Below are 17,322 nucleotides of genomic sequence, written 5' to 3'. Positions count from 1 at the left end.
ACAAAAGGTGAGTGGTATGTGGTTCTGGATCCGAAGTCTTATTATCACAGTGCTGTTATCCGGATTGGTGTATTTGCTGCTGTTCCGGCCCGACTTTTTTAGCCTGGATCGTGAACAAAGCAATAGGGCAGCCGAGGGTCTGAGCAGTTTTTACGAACGCATCCGTGGCACCATTGCCGATATACAGCTCAGTGACTTTGTCATCAGCCTACCCGATACCAGCCACCGCTTAACGCAACAGCTGCAGCAACGGGCTTTGCAGGTATCGCCTTTGACTGAGCAGTGGCAAGGCCGGGAAACCGACCGTCGCTTTCGCGAAGGCGATACCGTTAAAACAAAATTGGAAGAATATGTGCAAGCAGAAGGGCTGGTACTGTACTGGACACTGCCGCGGGATTATGTGGTTAAACAATACTTTCAAACCAATGGCAGCATGACCGCAGCCATAACGGAAGTCACCGCAGCCATTCAGCCAGATTTTCCGAGCCCTCTACTCAGTTATCTTTGCCATAAAGAACGCGCATTGGTCATTACCGATCAACCCAATACTTACGTGCAGCAAAACTGCCAGCCTTTAAGCCGGCATTAATCCTTAAACAGCTTGTGCCAGACGGCCTGTACTGCAGCTTTTGCCTCCTCCAGCCCGGAGAGCTCCGGCGGCAGTACTGGCTGCAATGTCAGGCGATGCTGCACCGCCCGCATGAGCTGGTAGGCCTGCTGCAAGGCTTCCACTTCGGCCAGGGTTAAAAGCCCTACCTTGCCCGCAGCCTCCAGAATACGAATATTGTCGCTGTACTGGAAGAGCCCAGGGTGTTTGCAGGCATGTGCCAGCACCAGATACTGGCTGATAAACTCCAGATCAATCAAACCACCATTGGCGTGTTTCAGTTGCTCGTTATCACTGCCGTGATGCTGACGCAACTTGTCGCGCATGCCGAGCACATCCTGTTGCAGACTGGCCATTGCGCGCTCTTTGCTTAAAATATCAGCCCGGATCTGTGCAAACTGCCCGGCAATCAAGGCATCCCCATAAACCAGACGGGCTCTGACCAGCGCCTGATGCTCCCAGGTCCAGGCTTCGGTCGCCAGATAATCACGGTACGTATGGACATGAATGGCCAAAAGCCCGGAGTTACCGGATGGTCGTAAGCGGGTATCTACCTCGTACAGCACACCACTGGCCGTACGGGTGGTGCATAAATGCAGAATACGCTGCACCAGCTTCAGATAAAACTGCCGCGAGTCGATGGCCTTCTCACCTGAGGTGGGCGCCAGGCTATCGCAATTGTGCACAAACACCAGATCCAGATCAGAGCCATAGCCAAGCTCCAGCCCCCCCATCTTGCCATAAGCCAGCACCGCAAAGCCTTTGTCGCTCCCCATCGCCAAACCCGCCGGATAGCCATAACGCGCGACCATTTGCTGCCAGGCCAGCTCCACCACTTGCTCCATCATGGCTTCAGCCAGCCAGGTCAGGTGATCGCTGACTTGCATCAATGGCAAAGCCCCGCTGATATCGGCTGCAGCAATCCGCAGTTGCTGCGCCTGCTTGTGCTGACGCAGGCTTTCCATCAGTAGCTCCAGGTCCTCCTCCGGCACACGCAACAGCCGTTGTCGTACCCTGTCCTGATAATCTGCTTTGGTCTGCACCTGATACAGCTGAGCCGGATCGATCAGTTCATCCAGCAAAATCGGGTAACGAGCCAGTTGCTCGGTCAGCCACTGACTTTGGCTACACAAGGTCACCAGTTGTTGCAAGGCTGGAGGATTTTCGAACAAAAGTTCCAGATAAGCGGTACGGGTCATCACACTGCGAAACACCAGCAGTACCCGTTCCAGCACTGAGACGCCCGCCTGATTAGAAGCCAGCAAATGCAGCACTTGCGGAATAAGACGAGCCAAATAATCACGGCCTCTGGGGCCTACGGCGCGACGCTGAGACTCCTGCCGGAAATCCAGCACCTGAGCCACCAGCTTACCGGCCTGTTCGGCACTTAGCCAATCCACTTGTTCGGCCAACTCCGACGCACTTTGCCCGCTGTCCCATAACAGCCTGCCCACCAGTAATTCATCCGGTTCAGCGGCCTCTTCCGGTTCGATGACCTGCAAAAACTCCTGGTGAATACGGGCCATGGCATCACTAATTTGTTGCTGCAGCTTTGGCCAGTCGTCTAGCTGCAACATGGCCAGCAGGCAGGCTTGTTGCTCCGCCTGATCTGGCAAGGTCTGGGTTTGCTGGTCGTCCATCCCCTGCAGCAACTGTTCGATCCGACGTAAAAACAGATAATCATTGGTCAGTTGCTGTTGCTGGTCTTGCTGCAGTAAACCGTGCGCAGTCAGTTGTGGCAGCGCCTGCAAAATAGAGGGCGTTTGTAATTGTGGGATGCGACCACCACGGATCAGCTGCAGCGTCTGCACAATAAATTCTACTTCCCGGATACCGCCAGCACCCAGCTTGATGTTATCGCTGCGATTACGACGTCGGTTTTCCTGTTCAATCAACTGCTTCATGCGGCGCAGCGATTCAATGGCGGAAAAATCAATGTAACGCCGGTAAACAAAAGGCCGCAGCAATTGCTTAAGCTCAGTGCTGTGCTGGCCATCCGGATTCATCACCCTGGCTTTGAGCATGGCGTACCGTTCCCAGTCCCGTCCTTGCTCCTGATAATAATCTTCCATCGCAGCAAAGCTCAGCACCAGGGGCCCACTGTCGCCAAAAGGCCGTAACCGCATATCGACCCGATAAGCAAAACCATCGGCAGTAACCTGGTGCAAGGCTGCGATCACCTTCTGGCCGAGCCTCAGAAAAAACTGATGATGCTCGACACTGCGGCGCCCCCCCTGGGTTTCACCATTATGGGGATAGGTAAAAATCAGATCGATGTCGGAGGAAAAGTTGAGCTCACCACCACCCAGTTTGCCCATCCCTAAAATGAGCAAGGGCATCGGTTGACCATTGTCCGTCAAAGGCGTGCCCCACTGGGGGGTTAACTGTTGATAGGCCCAGTGATAGGCACTGTTGATACAACACTCCGCCAGTGCCGATACTTCTTGCAATGCCTGGGCGATGGGCTTTAACTGCACTAAATCAGCCGCCAGCAGCAGAGCCAGGCTACGATGCCGAAACAGGCGAATAGCCTTAAATACACGGGCCTCATCCTGCTCCACCAGGCCGGCCAGCGGATCGGTCAGATCAAGCGGCGCGGCCAGTACAGCATCATCCAGCAGTAACGGCATTAGCTCCGGTTGCTGCTGCAGGCAACGGCCTAAAAAAGCACTACAGCGGCACAACCAAGCCAGGCGCTGTTGCTGTGGCTCCGTCAGTTCGGTAAAACCTGGAAGGTGCTGGCAGAGTGCCAGCGCTTTGTCATGTGCATTCATCAATGATGTGATAGCTCAGCGTTCAGGAAATACTCAGTCAGTGCCAACAGCAATAAATTGTAGTCGGAGCCAAAAAACAGCTGTTGATCAGCTTTACTTTGTGCAGCCTTAGCGGAGAGCTGAGTACAAATTGGCTGCCAGCGCTGCATGGCAGGGACAGTTTTCAACCACTGGGCGATTCGGTTCAGTGCCAACGAGACTGTTAACATGGCATCGGGGCTCTGCTCCTGCATATAGCAAGCTTCGTTGTGTTGCAGCAGACGGAGTAACAGTGCCGGACCAGCCTCTGTCGGCAATGCCTTGACTTGCAGTGGTTTTGAGCCTGTCAGGCGGTAGCCACGTTCAGCTTTGGACTGCACCCCCAACCGCAGAGGTAAAGCTGTCACCAGTTGTCGGGCCAGTACAAATAGCTGACTGACATCACCGGTTTTTAGTTCCAGTTCCAACTCACAGATCGGCTGCTGGCTATCGGCAGTCACAATGTGCCCTTCATCCTGCACCAGCTCAATTTGTGTGTGCTGTGCCAGAGTTAGCAACCAGGGTTGACGACAGAAGTCGGTCCTGAACAGTTCAGTCAATTGTTGCTGCAAAACCTGCACATCGGTGTGTTCTGGCCAAATAACCGCAGGAAAAGCTGCCAATTGAGGTATCAGTTGCTTGGCTTGCACATTGTATTCCTGGCGGGCATGCAAAGCACCATGCTGTTTCCCTGCCAACTTAATGGTATGCTCGATGTTACCGTCTTGCTGGCGACTGCGTAATCCCATGCCATGCTGCTGAAACCAGTATTCAGGCGTGTCGTAATAGCCATTCAGCAGATGCATCGGCTCAGCACTTTGGAGCTGCTGCACCATAGGTTTAAGTAGGGCTTCCAACTCCTTGGCAGCCACCGATTGCAGCAAAAACTTCAGTTCAATTTCCATCGCCATCGCATTTTCCCGCCAGTTGTTGTTTCGATACCTTAAAATAACTCGTCAGCCCCAACAAGACTTTTCCTGTCGGACTTGTCAATTCAAGCACAACTCCCTATCATCCTGATACGAACTCTGTAAAACCAAATGATTACCGTCACAGGATGGCCCATGTTCAGAACCTCCGCTTTCGTATGTACTCTTCTGTTTAGTGTAGCTTTGTTTTTCCCATCGCACAGCTACAGCAACACCGCAGAACCTGCTTTTATCAGTGATGCCTTGTTTGTTTACATTCATTCCGGCCCAAGCAACCAATACCGCATTATCGGCACCGTTAATGCAGGAGATGCCGTCCAGCTGTTGGACAGAGATGCCGACTCAGGTTATGTACAGATCCAGTTTGAAGGCAATCGCCGCGGCTGGTTACCCGGCCAGTATGTGTCAACCACACCAGGCATGGCAGTGCAGCTGCAGCAACTGAATGAACAATTGGCGGAACAACAATCGGAACTCAGTCAGTTGCAGCAGCAAAACCAGCAGCTGAGTCGCGATCTGTCGGCACGTAACGAGGAATACAACCGGATGCGTGATCAGCTGCAGGTGGCCAATACCGCCTATGAACAGCTAAAAGTGCAGTTTGATGCCGAGCACAGCTCGGTCTGGCAAAACCCCAAAGTGCTGGGTGCAGCCATTCTGGGTTTTGGTTTGCTGTTGGGTCTGATCCTGCCACTGCTGATACCACGACGGAAGAACAAGGAGCGCTGGTAAAGCTTGTCAGGCCTGTCTTAGCGAGTTTCCTCCCAGCATCGCCTGGTTGTGATGGAAACAAAAGACAGGCCAGTTTACAACTGCTCGTTGGCTTTCAGCGGCAACCCTTCGTCTTTTTTTACCTGCTCAATCACTACATAGGTATGGTTTTTAATGACGCCAGGTAAATCCACAATTTCGGCCAGAATAATGCGATAGGCATCCATATTCGGTAGCCGTAGTTTCAGCAAATAGTCAAAGCCACCGGCTACCATATGGCACTCCACCACATGGGGGATCTTTAACACATCCTCTTTGAAACGATCAAACACATCACTGGTGGTATTATCCAGCGTGATTTGAATAAAAACTGTGGTACCAAAGCCAAGCCGGCTGGCATTGAGCTGGGCCCCATAACGCTCTATATAACCTTCCTGCTCCAGACGCTTTACCCGGTCAATACACGGGCTGGCACTTAAATTCACCCGCCGTGCCAGTTCTACATTGGAAATGCGCCCTTCCCGCTGCAGCGTTTCCAGGATATTCATATCAATACGATCAAGAGGCCGGACTTTCACCATGGCAGGGCTCACAGTATTTTTTTGGGTGATTGGGCAATTTCGCCGAATTATATCCGGTTTAACCGCAAAATAAACCACCCTATTTGGTCAACTTTTTCCTAAAATGCGCATCCTACTTGAACTGGGTTTTAGCGGGAGCTGTTGATGTTATTTCGTGACTCACTGGAGGCGACCAATCCTCTGCGCCAACACATTCGTGACTTCTACCGTGCCGATGAAGATCAGGTGCTGGAGTTTTTGCTGCCACAAGCCGATATTGGCAACAACGCCCGCAGCCGCGCCTGGGAACGGGCACGCCAGATGGTGCTGGCCATCCGTAAAGCCCAAACAGGTAAAGGCGGTGTCGATGCACTGCTGAATGAGTTCTCGCTCTCGACTGAAGAAGGACTGGTGCTGATGTGTCTGGCCGAAGCCCTGCTGCGGGTGCCTGACAACAACACCATGGACCGGCTGATCCGTGATAAGTTGTCCAAAGGCAACTGGAGCTCACATCTTGGCAACAGCTCCTCCATTTTTGTCAATGTCTCAGCCTGGGGTCTGCTGATGACCGGTAAGATGGTCAACTACAGCGATGAACGCAAAGCCCAGCAATTTGGTTTGTTAAAGCGTACCTGTGGCCGGCTGGGTGAGCCGGTCATTCGTCAGGCTGTCCGCTACGCCATGCAAATCATGGGCACTCAGTTTGTGATGGGTACCACCATCGCAAGCGCAATAGAGCGCGCGAAAGAACAGGAGAAGCGCGGCTATACCTACTCCTACGATATGCTCGGCGAAGGCGCCCGTACTATGGCCGATGCTGAGCGGTATTTCCAAAGCTATCTCACGGCGATTGACACCATAGGTAAAGCCGCAGTTGGCAAAGGCCCCTTTAAAAGCCCGGGTATCTCGGTTAAGTTGTCAGCCATTCATCCGCGCTACAAATTCGCTCAGCGTGATCGGGTACTGACCGAGTTGATCCCACGCCTGAAACAACTGGCCGTAGCCGCCAAACAGTACAATATTGGTTTTACCGTTGATGCCGAAGAAGCCGACCGACTGGATCTATCGCTCGATATTATCGAAGCCGTATTCAGTGATCCGGCGCTGGACGGCTGGGAAGGCTTTGGTCTGGCGGTGCAGGCCTACCAAAAACGCGCCATTCATGTGATTGACTGGTTGCGTGAGCTGACAGAGAGCGTTGGCCGAAAAATGATGGTCCGACTGGTGAAAGGCGCCTACTGGGATACTGAAATCAAACTAAGTCAGGTAGAAGGCTTGCACGACTTCCCTGTCTTTAGCCGCAAACCATCTACCGATGTGTCGTACCAGGCCTGTGCCAAAAAACTGCTGGCCTATCGCGATACCATCTACCCACAGTTTGCTACTCATAACGCCTACACCGTAGCCACCATTTTGGAAATGGCACCGGATCGCAGCGGTTTTGAGTTCCAGCGATTGCACGGCATGGGGGATGCCCTGTACGATCAGGTGGTCAGTGCTGATAAGGTGCCTTGTCGCATTTATGCGCCCGTGGGTGAACATGCCGACTTGCTGGCCTATCTGGTTCGTCGTTTATTAGAAAACGGTGCCAACAGCTCCTTTGTGAACAATATCATTGATGAGACCATCCCGGTGGAAAGCCTGCTGGCCGATCCGGTAGAAACCGTGCGCAACTGGCGGCAAAAACGCAACCGCCAGATCCCATTGCCCGCCGATGTCTATGGTGCTGAGCGGTTAAACTCACGCGGCACTGATATCAGCGATTGCGATCAGTTGATCCCCATCAAGCAAGCGATGGAGTCCTGGCTGAGCCTCATTGCCAAGCTGGAACAGCCAGCGAATGGCCAGCCGGTGACCAATCCGGCCAATCTGGATGAAGTGATTGGCTACATCCAGTACGCCGATGCAGAGGCGATGCAGGCCATTCTTAGCAAAACCCAGCAAGCTTTTGCCACCTGGTCACAAACCCCGGTGGCCGTGCGGGCCAACCTGCTGCGTAAAGTGGGGGATGCGCTGGAAGCTCATCAGGACGAACTGCTGGCAATTTGCATCAAAGAAGCCGGTAAAACCCTGCAAGACAGCATTGCCGAAGTGCGTGAAGCCGTAGATTTCTGCCGTTATTACGCAGCCCGTGCTGAGGAGTTACCGGAGGATAGCGAAGCACGCGGCGTGGTTCTTTGCATCAGCCCCTGGAACTTCCCGCTGGCAATTTTCTTAGGTCAGGTGGCTGCAGCTATCGTCACCGGCAATACGGTGGTGGCCAAGCCTGCCGAGCAAACCAGTCTGATAGCCATTCGTACTGTCGAATTGATGAAGCAGTGCGGTTTACCGGAAGGCGTGGTGGAGCTGGTGATTGCTCCAGGCCGGCAGGTTGGTGAGCATATTGTACCGGATGAGCGTATTCAGGCGGTGATGTTTACCGGCTCGACCGAAACCGGTTGCTGGATTGCCCGTAAATTAGCCGAACGTGAAGGTGAGCCGGTACCTTTGATTGCCGAAACCGGTGGTCAAAACTGCATGATCGTCGACTCCACCGCCTTGCCTGAGCAGGTGGTCGATGATGTGATTGCCTCTGGCTTCCAGAGTGCTGGCCAGCGCTGTTCAGCACTGCGGGTCTTGTTCCTGCAGGAAGATATTGCCGATCAGGTGATCGAGATGGTGGTTGGCGCCATGAAAGAGCTAACCGTGGGTGATCCTGCCTATTTGTCCAGCGATCTGGGCCCGGTGATTGATGCCAAAGCGCATGAACGCCTGAGCAGCCATGTGCAGTACTTAAGCGATAAAGCCACGCTGCATTACGCCTGTCCTATCCCGGAAGGCGATCGCCACTTTTTCTTCGCGCCACATCTGTATGAAATCAGCGATCTGACCTTGCTGGAGCGGGAGGTATTCGGCCCTGTGGTGCATGTGATCCGCTTTAAAGGCCCAGAGCTAGATAAAGTGATCGAACAAATCAATGCCACCGGCTATGGCTTAACCATGGGTGTGCACAGCCGGATTGAAGAGGTCACCGAGCGGGTTGCCAAATCCATCAAAGCCGGCAACATTTACGTTAACCGAAATATGATTGGCGCAGTGGTCGGCGTACAACCTTTTGGTGGTTGCGGTTTGTCGGGCACTGGCCCTAAAGCCGGTGGCCCTTTCTATCTAACCCGACTGGTGAAAGACAACCTGGCAGTTGAGGATGCAGCCCTGCCTGCAGAAAAGCGCTCACAACTGCTGGCAGAAACCACCAGCCGTGCCGTCGCCTATGCCATGCCGGCAGCCGCTAGCGCTCAAACCAGTTGGCAACAAATGCCTATAGTACAGCGCAGCTCGGTGCTGCGTCAGTTCCTGGCATCGCTGGCCTCCAATACGGTGGTCGCTAAGCTGGAACCGGATCTGGAACAGGTGATTTCCATCGCCCGCAGTCAGTTGCGACTGATTGAACAGGAGCTGGCAAACCCCGTCCAACTGCCTGGCCCTACCGGTGAACACAACAGCCTATGGTTGGAACCTCGTGGCACCCTGGCTTTGCTACGTGATGACACCGCTGATTTTAGTCACTGGCTGCTCAGCGCCCTGACGGCCATTGCCGCGGGTAATGCGGTGATCACCGCTGTGGAAGAGCAAGACCTGGCCGAAGCCGAAGCAGTGGTCAAAGCGCTGGTGCAAGCGGGTATGCCCGTTCATTTGATGGCTGTGATCAAGCTCAGCAGCATGACCACCTTATTGGCTGCACCGGGACTGGCTGGGGCTATCGTGCAATCCGGTACGGCCATCAAACCATTGGCCGCTGAATTGCTTGCCAGCCGTGAAGGAGCCATCCTGCCGTTGATCACCACTCCGGCTGATCACCGTCTACTGCACCGACTTGTCACAGAAAAAACCATTACAGTAAACACCACTGCGGCTGGAGGAAATGCATCGCTAATGACTATGGCAGATAACATCTAACTGCTGTTAAATTCCGGTTACTAGGCTACAATAAATCAGTAGTAAGGTAGTTTAAGGAACCTCCGGAACCATGGCATTACAGGAAGTATCTCTGCAACAGTTACAACCCGGTGACTTTGTGGTGCGCGTTAGTCAGCAAACTGGCGATGTGCTCATCAAAGAAGCCGGTTTGGTGCGTAGCCAAAAAACCATTGAGCTGCTCCGTAAAAAAGGGGTGCAACGCCTTTGGATCGATCCGGATTTGGCCGATCTCAGCCTGCGGCCAGGATCCGGACAATCTGACGATAGTGATACCAGTGAGTCCTCCGAATATCCGCAGGGGGGGCGGGCCGATTTCTCTGCAGAGTTGCCTAAAGCAGAGCGCGCCTGGCAACAATTGCAGCGCAAACAAAGCCGTCTATTTGATAGCTGTCGCCGCCAGCAGCCTATCGATCTCGAACTGGTTCAGGAAGTCAGTTGCGGGCTGGCCGACTCAGTCAGCCGCAATCAGGATGTATTGCTGTGCTTAAGCCGCATCGCTCAAAGCAGTGACCAACTGCTGCAACATGCCATTAATTGTGCGGTTTATATGGCGGCATTTGGTCAACAACTGCAGCTATCAAAAGGTAAAGTGCAGGATTTGATTATGGCTGCGTTGTTGCATGATGTGGGAAAAGTAACGCTTGGCGAAACAACCAGTGATGCCGATGCCATCCAGACCAGCCTGAAACTGCTGGCACCACTCAATCGCTTACCAGCAGAAGTATCGCTATGGATTGCTCAGCACTGTGCCTATCTTGACGGTAGTGGCGCCCCCAAAGGGTTGAAAAACAACCAAATTAGTTTAGGTGCCCGCATGCTGGCTATTGTCAACCATTACGACAATCTGTCACACCCTGCGGGCAAAAAGCCAATCAATCCGCAATTAGCCAGCAAAAAACTCCTTGAGAAAACGCCAGAGCAGCTCGACAGCGAATTAACCCAACGCTTTATTCGCTGCATTGGCATATATCCGCCGGGCAGTGTGGTGAAGCTTCATAGTGGTAAGCTGGCGCTGGTGCTGGAAAATAACCCTAAAAAACCGACTCAGCCAAAAGTAAAGGTGTTCTACCACAGCCAACATCAGCATCATTTACCAAGCAAAATTATTGACCTCGCCAGGCACATGGAAGAGCACATTGATTACTGTGTAGATCTGGAGCAATACGGCTTGCAAGCCAGTAATTACCTCTGATTCAATTGGGCCACTCAGCCAGCGCCGGCATACTGAACTCCTGCTGACGATAGCGCAACACCACATGATTCGGATAAATTTCCACCAATTGAATATCGGTACTAAGCCACTGGCCCTGTTGTAAAGTGCGGCCATTGACCTTTACCCAGCGCCGCGAAGGAACGCTGGCAAATACATGGGCTTCGAAACGCATCGGCGGCAGCTGCTGCAATAACTGGGGAGGTAGTTCTGAAATAGTACGTGCCGGTGCATCGTGCACCCTAACCTGCTCACGACGCTGTCCGGCCTGTTCAAGTTCATCCACTACCTGTGAAAAACGCTGTTGTAACTCTGCCGATACCTCGGTTACCTCTAGTTCATCCAGTGACGGTAAAGCCGCACGGGCAGGACGCGACTGCGGCTCAGCGGCAATAATCGCAGGCTCAGGCTCTGTGGGCTCAGCTACTGTGGTCGCAGTGCGCTCTGCTACAACAGCAGGCTCCACAGCAGAAGATCCATTGGCATCGGCTGAAGGCACTTCGGATAAAGCGGCCAAAATCTGTTGCTGGCTGGAAACAGCCACCGGCTCAGCTTGCCTGGCAGGCTCTGTCGCAGCCCCTCCTTGTTGCGTTCCAAGCCAGTATCCTGCGGCCAGTGCCAAACTAAGAATAGCTGCGCCAGCCAGCACCCCCAGCCAAAAAGGTGCAACCCGACTACCAGGTGTCGAACTGGTTGTCATGTTTTGTTGCTGTTTTAATGCATCCATCAAAATGGACATGTGCTACTCCTGCAAAGCTGTTCGCTTTGTCTTGCAAGTTGCCAACCCAAAACGCTGTTTCTGGTTGGCACAATACTATACCCAAGCCACTTAACCCAAAACACGGGCTAAAACAAAACCAAGACCTGCCATCAGCGGCACCAACGCCAGCAACCAAAGCCAGAGCGCAGGCCGCATTGCCTGAGCTTGGCCAGTACTGGCCGGTAAAATTTCTTTGGCGGCCTGCTGCACTTCCGCTTTGCCTACCAGTGGTTTCTGGCGGGCAAAGGCTGCCAACATGGCCCTGTCGGCCAGCAGGTTCAATAAGCGCGGGATGCCCTGACTGCGCTGATACAACTGGCGAATTGCACCCGGCTCAAATACCGGCCGCTCGGAACCGGCGACCTTTAACCGGTAGCTTAAATACTGCTGCACTTCTGCTTCAGTCAATGGCATCAGATGGTACCGTGCCGTGATGCGCTGCGCCAGCTGCCGTAAGTCAGAACGCTGCAATAATTGCTGCAACTCGGGTTGGCCAATTAAAATCACCTGCAGCAATTTACGGCTGTTGGTCTCCAGATTGGTCAGTAGGCGCAGTTGCTCCAGCACCACTGGCTGCAAGTGCTGCGCTTCATCGATAATAAGCAAGGTTTGTTTGCCCTGCTGATGGTTTTTCAGCAAGCGATTTTTAATTTTATCGCCCAGTAATTTCAGGCTGGCATCGGATTTTTTGTAACGAATGCGTAATTCGTCGCAAATGGTGGCTAAAAGTTCCAGCTCTGACAGGGTGGGATTCAAAATAAAAGCCAGCTCAGTCTGCTCGTCCAGTTCCTGCAGTAAAGCCCGCGATACCGTGGTTTTACCGGTACCCACCTCGCCCGTAAGCAAGACAAAACCGCCGGCATCGCCGAGGCCATAGCGTAAATGCGCCAGGGCTTCAGCGTGACGTCCGCTCAGATACAGAAAATCCGGGTTCGGAGCAATCGAAAATGGCTGGCTGTGCAGGCCAAAAAAGCCGGTGTACATGCGCGCTTCCTGTGCTAATCGCTGAAAAATTTCAGTGGTTGGGTATAATGGCAAAAAAAGCGACGTTGGAAAAGCCTGTGCAGATCTATCTTGTTGGCGGTGCAGTTCGCGATGAGCTGCTTGGTTATCCCTTTCACGAGCGGGATTGGGTGGTGGTGGGCGCGCATCCGCAGCAACTGCTTGATTTAGGCTACCAACAAGTTGGCAAAGATTTCCCGGTTTTTTTGCACCCGAAAACCAAAGAAGAGTATGCACTGGCCCGTACTGAGCGCAAGCAAGGCTCGGGCTACACTGGTTTTGTCACTTACGCCGCACCCGATGTGACGCTGGAGCAGGATTTAGCCCGGCGCGATCTGACCATCAATGCCATCGCCAAAGCCGAAGACGGCAGTCTGGTCGACCCTTATGGCGGTGTGGCAGATCTGAAAGCACGGCTGCTGCGCCATGTCTCGCCGGCTTTTGCCGAAGATCCATTGCGGGTGCTGCGAGTGGCCCGTTTTTATGCCCGCTACTACCACCTCGGTTTTCAGGTGGCCGACGACACCCTTGCCCTGATGCAGCAACTGAGTGACAGCGGTGAGCTGCAGGCATTAAGCGCAGAGCGGGTCTGGCAGGAACTCAGTAAAGCGCTGAGCACCCAGCACCCGGAAGCCTTTATTGAGCTGCTGAGGCGCTGTGGCGCTCTAAAACAACTGATGCCGGAACTCGATGTGCTTTGGGGCGTCCCCCAGCCAGCTAAATGGCACCCGGAAATTGATACCGGCGTGCATACGCTGCTGGTATTACAGCAAGCAGCGCAGCTATCAGAGCGCATTGATATTCGTTTTGCTGCCCTGGTGCATGATTTGGGTAAAGGCGTTAGCCCACCAGAGCACTGGCCCTCGCATCATGGTCATGAGCACACCGGTTTGCCGCTGATTCGTCAGCTGTGTCAGCGTTTAAAAGTGCCGAACGATTGCCGGGATCTCGCGCTCTTGGTCTGCCAGTACCATCAACTGATCCACCGGGCAGCCGAGCTTAAAGCCAACACCGTGTTAAAACTGTTCGATGGCATTGATCTGTGGCGCAAACCCGAGCGGCTGGATGCCATTATCCGCTGCTGCATCGCCGATTTGCGCGGCCGTACCGGCTTTGAAAAGGCCGAGTACCCGGCCGAGCAGTTGTTACCGAAACTCGCTGCCGCGGCTCAGGCCGTTGATGTCAAAGCTTTGATTCAGCCAGGTATGAAAGGCGATGCCATCAAGCAAGCACTGCAGCAGGCACGGTTAGAGGCGATTCAAGCAGTAGTTCGAATACAATCATGACAATTTCGGATCAACAACTCATAGCAGAAGCAATCCTGTTTGCAAAAGCTAACCGAACCAGGTTTGCCCGAGAGCTTACCTGTAAAGATCGCTACCCAACTGAAAGCCAGCCGGTATCTGTGTTTCTGAGTGGCTCCCCTGGTGCCGGCAAGACAGAAGCTTCAAAAGCTTTTCTTGAAGCACTCGATGCAACAAACGTTATTCGCTTGGATCCAGATGAATTACGCGATTACTTTCCTAATTATACTGGTGATAATTCCTACTTGTTTTAACCAGCTGTGTCACTGATTGTAGAGCGGGCATTGGATTACGCTTTTAAAAATCGTCAGTCCTTCCTCCTGGACGGAACTTTGGCGAGTTATACTGTTGCCGAAAAAAATATAGCTCGTTCGTTAGACAAAAATCGCCCTGTTCTCATTTTATTTGTTTATCAAAGGCCAGAGCTAGCATGGGAGTTTGTTAAAGCCAGGGAAAGTCTGGAAGGAAGGAAAATACAAGCCGCCACCTTCATTGATCAATTTTTTTCTGCGCAAGAAGTGATCCGTGAACTTAAACTGAAGTTTGGCAGTCAAATTCGAGTAGATCTGCTTGTTAAGAATAACAAAGGGCAAGTAAGATTCTACCATGACAATATTACACATGTTGGCAATCACATTACTGAAAAATATACTCGAAAAGACCTCGAGTTGTTGATATTATAATCATCCTGCAGATAGGTTGAGTATTTTTGGAGCGTCCATGTTGACACGGCTATTCAAGACAAAAAGCGACGGAAACTCAAAATTATCGGAGTTTGTCCGCACTGCAAGTTCGCGTGAAAAAAAGCGTATTTATAGTCATGTGATTGATCAAGCTATCGTCGCTCAAAATGCTTTGATTGAAAAACACAGTACTGCCAAGCAATAATAGCAGGTGGCATTGCACCCCTTACAATAGCATTTTCCCCCAATATACACCGATACAACTTATACCAGCCTAATACACCACCAATAAAGAACATTAAATTTGCACTTTTGCAGCATTAAGTCTAACTTTTTGGTTGGGATACCACTCGAACAGCAAGGACGACAACGCATGGCACAGACCCCAGCTTCAACCGTCAACGAGCCGCTGCAGCTGGCCAGAGAGCTGCTAGAGCATACCGGCCGCAACCTGTTTCTAACCGGTAAAGCAGGTACCGGCAAAACCAGCTTTCTGCGTAAGCTGAAGCAGCAGTCGCCCAAACGCATGGTGGTAACAGCGCCTACCGGCGTGGCCGCGGTAAATGCCGGTGGTGTTACCCTGCATTCTTTTTTTCAATTGCCTTTTGGGCCCTGGCTGCCGGGTAGCACCCTGCCACAACAACAGCGCTTTAGTCAGGAAAAAATCAACCTGCTTCGTAGCCTGAATCTGTTGGTCATTGATGAAATCAGTATGGTCCGGGCCGACACCCTGGATGCGGTCGATGCCGTGCTCAGGCGTTACCGGCGCAACAACCAGCCCTTTGGCGGGGTGCAATTGCTGATGATTGGCGATCTGCACCAGCTGGCGCCGGTGGTCAAAGCGCAGGATTGGGAGCTGCTCAAAAGCAGCTACGACAACGGCTACTTTTTCTCAAGCAAGGCGCTACAACAAACGCCCTGGCTAACCATTGAATTGCAGCAGGTCTACCGCCAGTCCGATCCGCGCTTTATTGAGCTGCTGAACAAAGTGCGCGACAACCAGCTGGATGACGCCGCTCTTGCCCTGCTGAACAGCCGTTATCAACCCAACTTTCAAGCCGTGCCAGGGGAAGATTACATCACCCTGACCACCCACAATCACAGTGCCGATGCCATCAACGAGCAGCAATTGGCCAGGCTGCCAGACCCAGGGCTGGAGTTTACCGCCGTGATTGAAGGCGATTATCCGTCGCAAAACTACCCGGTAGCCGAAACACTGCTGCTAAAAGTAGGGGCTCAGGTGATGTTTATGCGAAATGATAACGCCGAGCAGCGCTATTACAATGGCAAAACCGGTGTCATCACCCAACTGGATAAAGAGTCGGTACGGGTGCGCTGCCCCGGCGAAGCACAGGATATCCAGCTGTCGCCCGTCAGCTGGGAAAACATCAAGTACGGTTTGGACAAGGCATCAGGCGCTATCCAGGAGCAGGTGATTGGCAGCTTTCAGCAGATCCCACTGCGACTGGCCTGGGCGGTCACCATTCACAAGAGTCAGGGCCTGACGTTCGAGCGAGCCATCATCGACGGCGAAGCGGCCTTCTCCCATGGCCAAATCTATGTCGCCCTCAGTCGCTGCAAACGCTTTGATGGCCTGGTATTAAAGACGCCGCTCTCGGCACGCTCGGTGCTGACCGACCAGGCCGTCAGCCAGTTTAGCCGTGAGCAAACACTACCAGACCAAGCTCAGGTGCAACAGGCCAAAATTGACTACCAGCAAGCACTTTTGCTGGATGCGTTCGACTTCAACCCTTTGAACCGCCAACTGAGCAGCCTTAGTACTCTGCTGCACCAGCAGCAGTCTCTGATCCGCTGCAGCAGCGCCGACCAGTTGGCGGATATCCGCCAGAGCCTGGATACTGAGGTGCTGGCGGTGGCCAGCAACTTCGAACGTCAACTCAAGTCGTTATTCCATCCGCAGCAGGAGCCACAGCAGCAAGCACCATTGCTGGAGCGACTGAACAAGGCCGGCAATTATTTCAGTGATAAGCTGACGGCCTTGCAAGCCTGGCTGGATGCATTTGCTTTTGACACAGACAACCAAGCCATTCGCAAACAACTGAGCAAAACCATCGAGCAGCTGCGCCAGCAGCTCGCCATTAAACAGGCTGCACTTCACTGCATGCAGCAGGGATTTAGCAGCAGCCACTACCTGGAAGCGGTGGCGCGGGCACAAATCGATACCAGCAAACAAAGCGCCGCCAAAAAAGCCGCCGCAAAAATTGCGCTGGATGATCTACAACACCCAGAGCTGTTTGAAGCGCTCAAGCGTTGGCGCGCTGACAAGGCCAGCAGCGAGCAGGTCCCGCACTTTCGAATCCTGCATCAACAGGTGCTGCTGCATATTGCCAATGCCCTGCCTGGCAACAAGCCCGCCTTGCTGGCCCTGCCCAAAGTAGGCCCGGCTACCGTCGAAAAATACGGCGATGCACTGCTGCAGCTGGTGGCCGATTATTGCCAACAGCAGGATCTGAAGCCCAACCTGGCGACAGCCAGCCCCACCAAAGCCACGGCGCGCAGCAACAAAGTTGATAGCCGGCTGGAGAGCTTTACCCTGTTCAAGCAGGGGCTCAGCCTGGAGCAAATTGCCGAGCGTCGCGGCCTGGTCCGTAGCACCATCGAAAATCATCTGGCGCATTACGTCGCACAGGGGGAGCTGGAACTGACCGCGCTGGTCTCAGCAGACAAGCTAGCCACCATTCGTCAGGAAGCCAAACGGTTGGGTGCAGATAGCCTGAAGGTCCTGAAAGAAGCACTTGGCGAGCAGTACTCGTACGGGGAGATTAAACTGGCTTTGCTGGCCTGAT

12 protein-coding genes and 1 pseudogene are annotated in these 17,322 nt (G+C 53.2%); 8 read left to right on the top strand and 5 right to left on the bottom strand.

The features are described from left to right. Window positions 1-16: 16 nt before the first annotated feature. Window positions 17-589: a TcpQ domain-containing protein gene (locus QWF21_RS08065; protein ID WP_330087526.1), complete on the top strand. Its 573-nt coding sequence runs from the start codon at window positions 17-19 to the stop codon at window positions 587-589. Here the strand turns inward: QWF21_RS08065 and glnE are convergent. Beyond that, window positions 586-3,381 carry a bifunctional [glutamate--ammonia ligase]-adenylyl-L-tyrosine phosphorylase/[glutamate--ammonia-ligase] adenylyltransferase gene (gene glnE / locus QWF21_RS08060; protein ID WP_330087525.1) on the bottom strand — a complete coding sequence of 932 codons (2,796 nt, stop codon included), beginning with the start codon at window positions 3,379-3,381 and terminating at the stop codon, window positions 586-588. The two genes, QWF21_RS08065 and glnE, sit on opposite strands and share 4 nt — an antisense overlap. Then, the gene (locus QWF21_RS08055; protein ID WP_330087524.1) at window positions 3,381-4,310 is read right to left on the bottom strand and encodes a CYTH domain-containing protein; all 930 of its coding nucleotides are present in this window, start codon (window positions 4,308-4,310) and stop codon (window positions 3,381-3,383) included. Before QWF21_RS08055 ends, glnE begins: the two co-directional genes overlap by 1 nt. Window positions 4,311-4,463: 153 nt before the next feature. On the opposite strand from QWF21_RS08055, the gene QWF21_RS08050 reads away from it, so the two are divergent. Then, on the top strand, window positions 4,464-5,060 hold the full coding sequence (locus QWF21_RS08050; protein WP_330087523.1) for a TIGR04211 family SH3 domain-containing protein: 597 nt from the start codon (window positions 4,464-4,466) through the stop codon (window positions 5,058-5,060). A gap of 74 nt (window positions 5,061-5,134) precedes the next feature. On the opposite strand, the gene QWF21_RS08045 is transcribed toward QWF21_RS08050, so the two are convergent. Then, complete coding sequence (locus tag QWF21_RS08045; protein WP_330087522.1) at window positions 5,135-5,620, bottom strand: winged helix-turn-helix transcriptional regulator; 486 nt, start codon at window positions 5,618-5,620, stop codon at window positions 5,135-5,137. Window positions 5,621-5,764: 144 nt separating this feature from the next. On the opposite strand from QWF21_RS08045, the gene putA reads away from it, so the two are divergent. Together putA and QWF21_RS08035 are read left to right on the top strand one after the other, a co-directional pair. After that, window positions 5,765-9,535, top strand: a complete 3,771-nt coding sequence (gene putA / locus QWF21_RS08040) for a bifunctional proline dehydrogenase/L-glutamate gamma-semialdehyde dehydrogenase PutA (RefSeq protein ID WP_330087521.1) — start codon at window positions 5,765-5,767, stop codon at window positions 9,533-9,535. Window positions 9,536-9,605: 70 nt separating this feature from the next. Beyond that, a complete protein-coding gene (locus tag QWF21_RS08035) occupies window positions 9,606-10,748 on the top strand; it encodes an HD-GYP domain-containing protein (protein WP_330087520.1) in 1,143 nt (380 codons plus the stop codon). A 1-nt stretch (window position 10,749) separates the two neighbouring features. On the opposite strand, the gene QWF21_RS08030 is transcribed toward QWF21_RS08035, so the two are convergent. Both QWF21_RS08030 and QWF21_RS08025 read right to left on the bottom strand, forming a co-directional pair. Next, entirely contained in the window at window positions 10,750-11,505 is a 756-nt protein-coding gene (locus QWF21_RS08030) for a general secretion pathway protein GspB (protein WP_330087519.1), read from the bottom strand. Between the two features lie 90 nt (window positions 11,506-11,595). Further along, a complete protein-coding gene (locus QWF21_RS08025) occupies window positions 11,596-12,510 on the bottom strand; it encodes an ExeA family protein (protein WP_330087518.1) in 915 nt (304 codons plus the stop codon). Window positions 12,511-12,587: 77 nt separating this feature from the next. On the opposite strand from QWF21_RS08025, the gene QWF21_RS08020 reads away from it, so the two are divergent. The 4 genes and pseudogenes from QWF21_RS08020 (at window position 12,588) to QWF21_RS08005 (ending at window position 17,321) form a co-directional block, all read left to right on the top strand. Then, a complete protein-coding gene (locus tag QWF21_RS08020; protein WP_407935272.1) occupies window positions 12,588-13,814 on the top strand; it encodes a multifunctional CCA addition/repair protein in 1,227 nt (408 codons plus the stop codon). After that, window positions 13,811-14,515: pseudogene (locus tag QWF21_RS08015) on the top strand (zeta toxin family protein). Before QWF21_RS08020 ends, QWF21_RS08015 begins: the two are co-directional and overlap by 4 nt. 37 nt (window positions 14,516-14,552) lie before the next feature. After that, window positions 14,553-14,720: a hypothetical protein gene (locus QWF21_RS08010; protein ID WP_330087516.1), complete on the top strand. Its 168-nt coding sequence runs from the start codon at window positions 14,553-14,555 to the stop codon at window positions 14,718-14,720. A 168-nt stretch (window positions 14,721-14,888) separates the two neighbouring features. After that, a complete protein-coding gene (locus tag QWF21_RS08005) occupies window positions 14,889-17,321 on the top strand; it encodes a helix-turn-helix domain-containing protein (protein WP_330087515.1) in 2,433 nt (810 codons plus the stop codon). Window position 17,322 lies beyond the last annotated feature (1 nt).

The sequence above is a fragment of the Alkalimonas mucilaginosa genome, from assembly GCF_036327005.1.
GTDB lineage: Bacteria > Pseudomonadota > Gammaproteobacteria > Enterobacterales > Alteromonadaceae > Alkalimonas > Alkalimonas mucilaginosa.
This window is presented reverse-complemented; position numbering and strand designations above follow the sequence as displayed.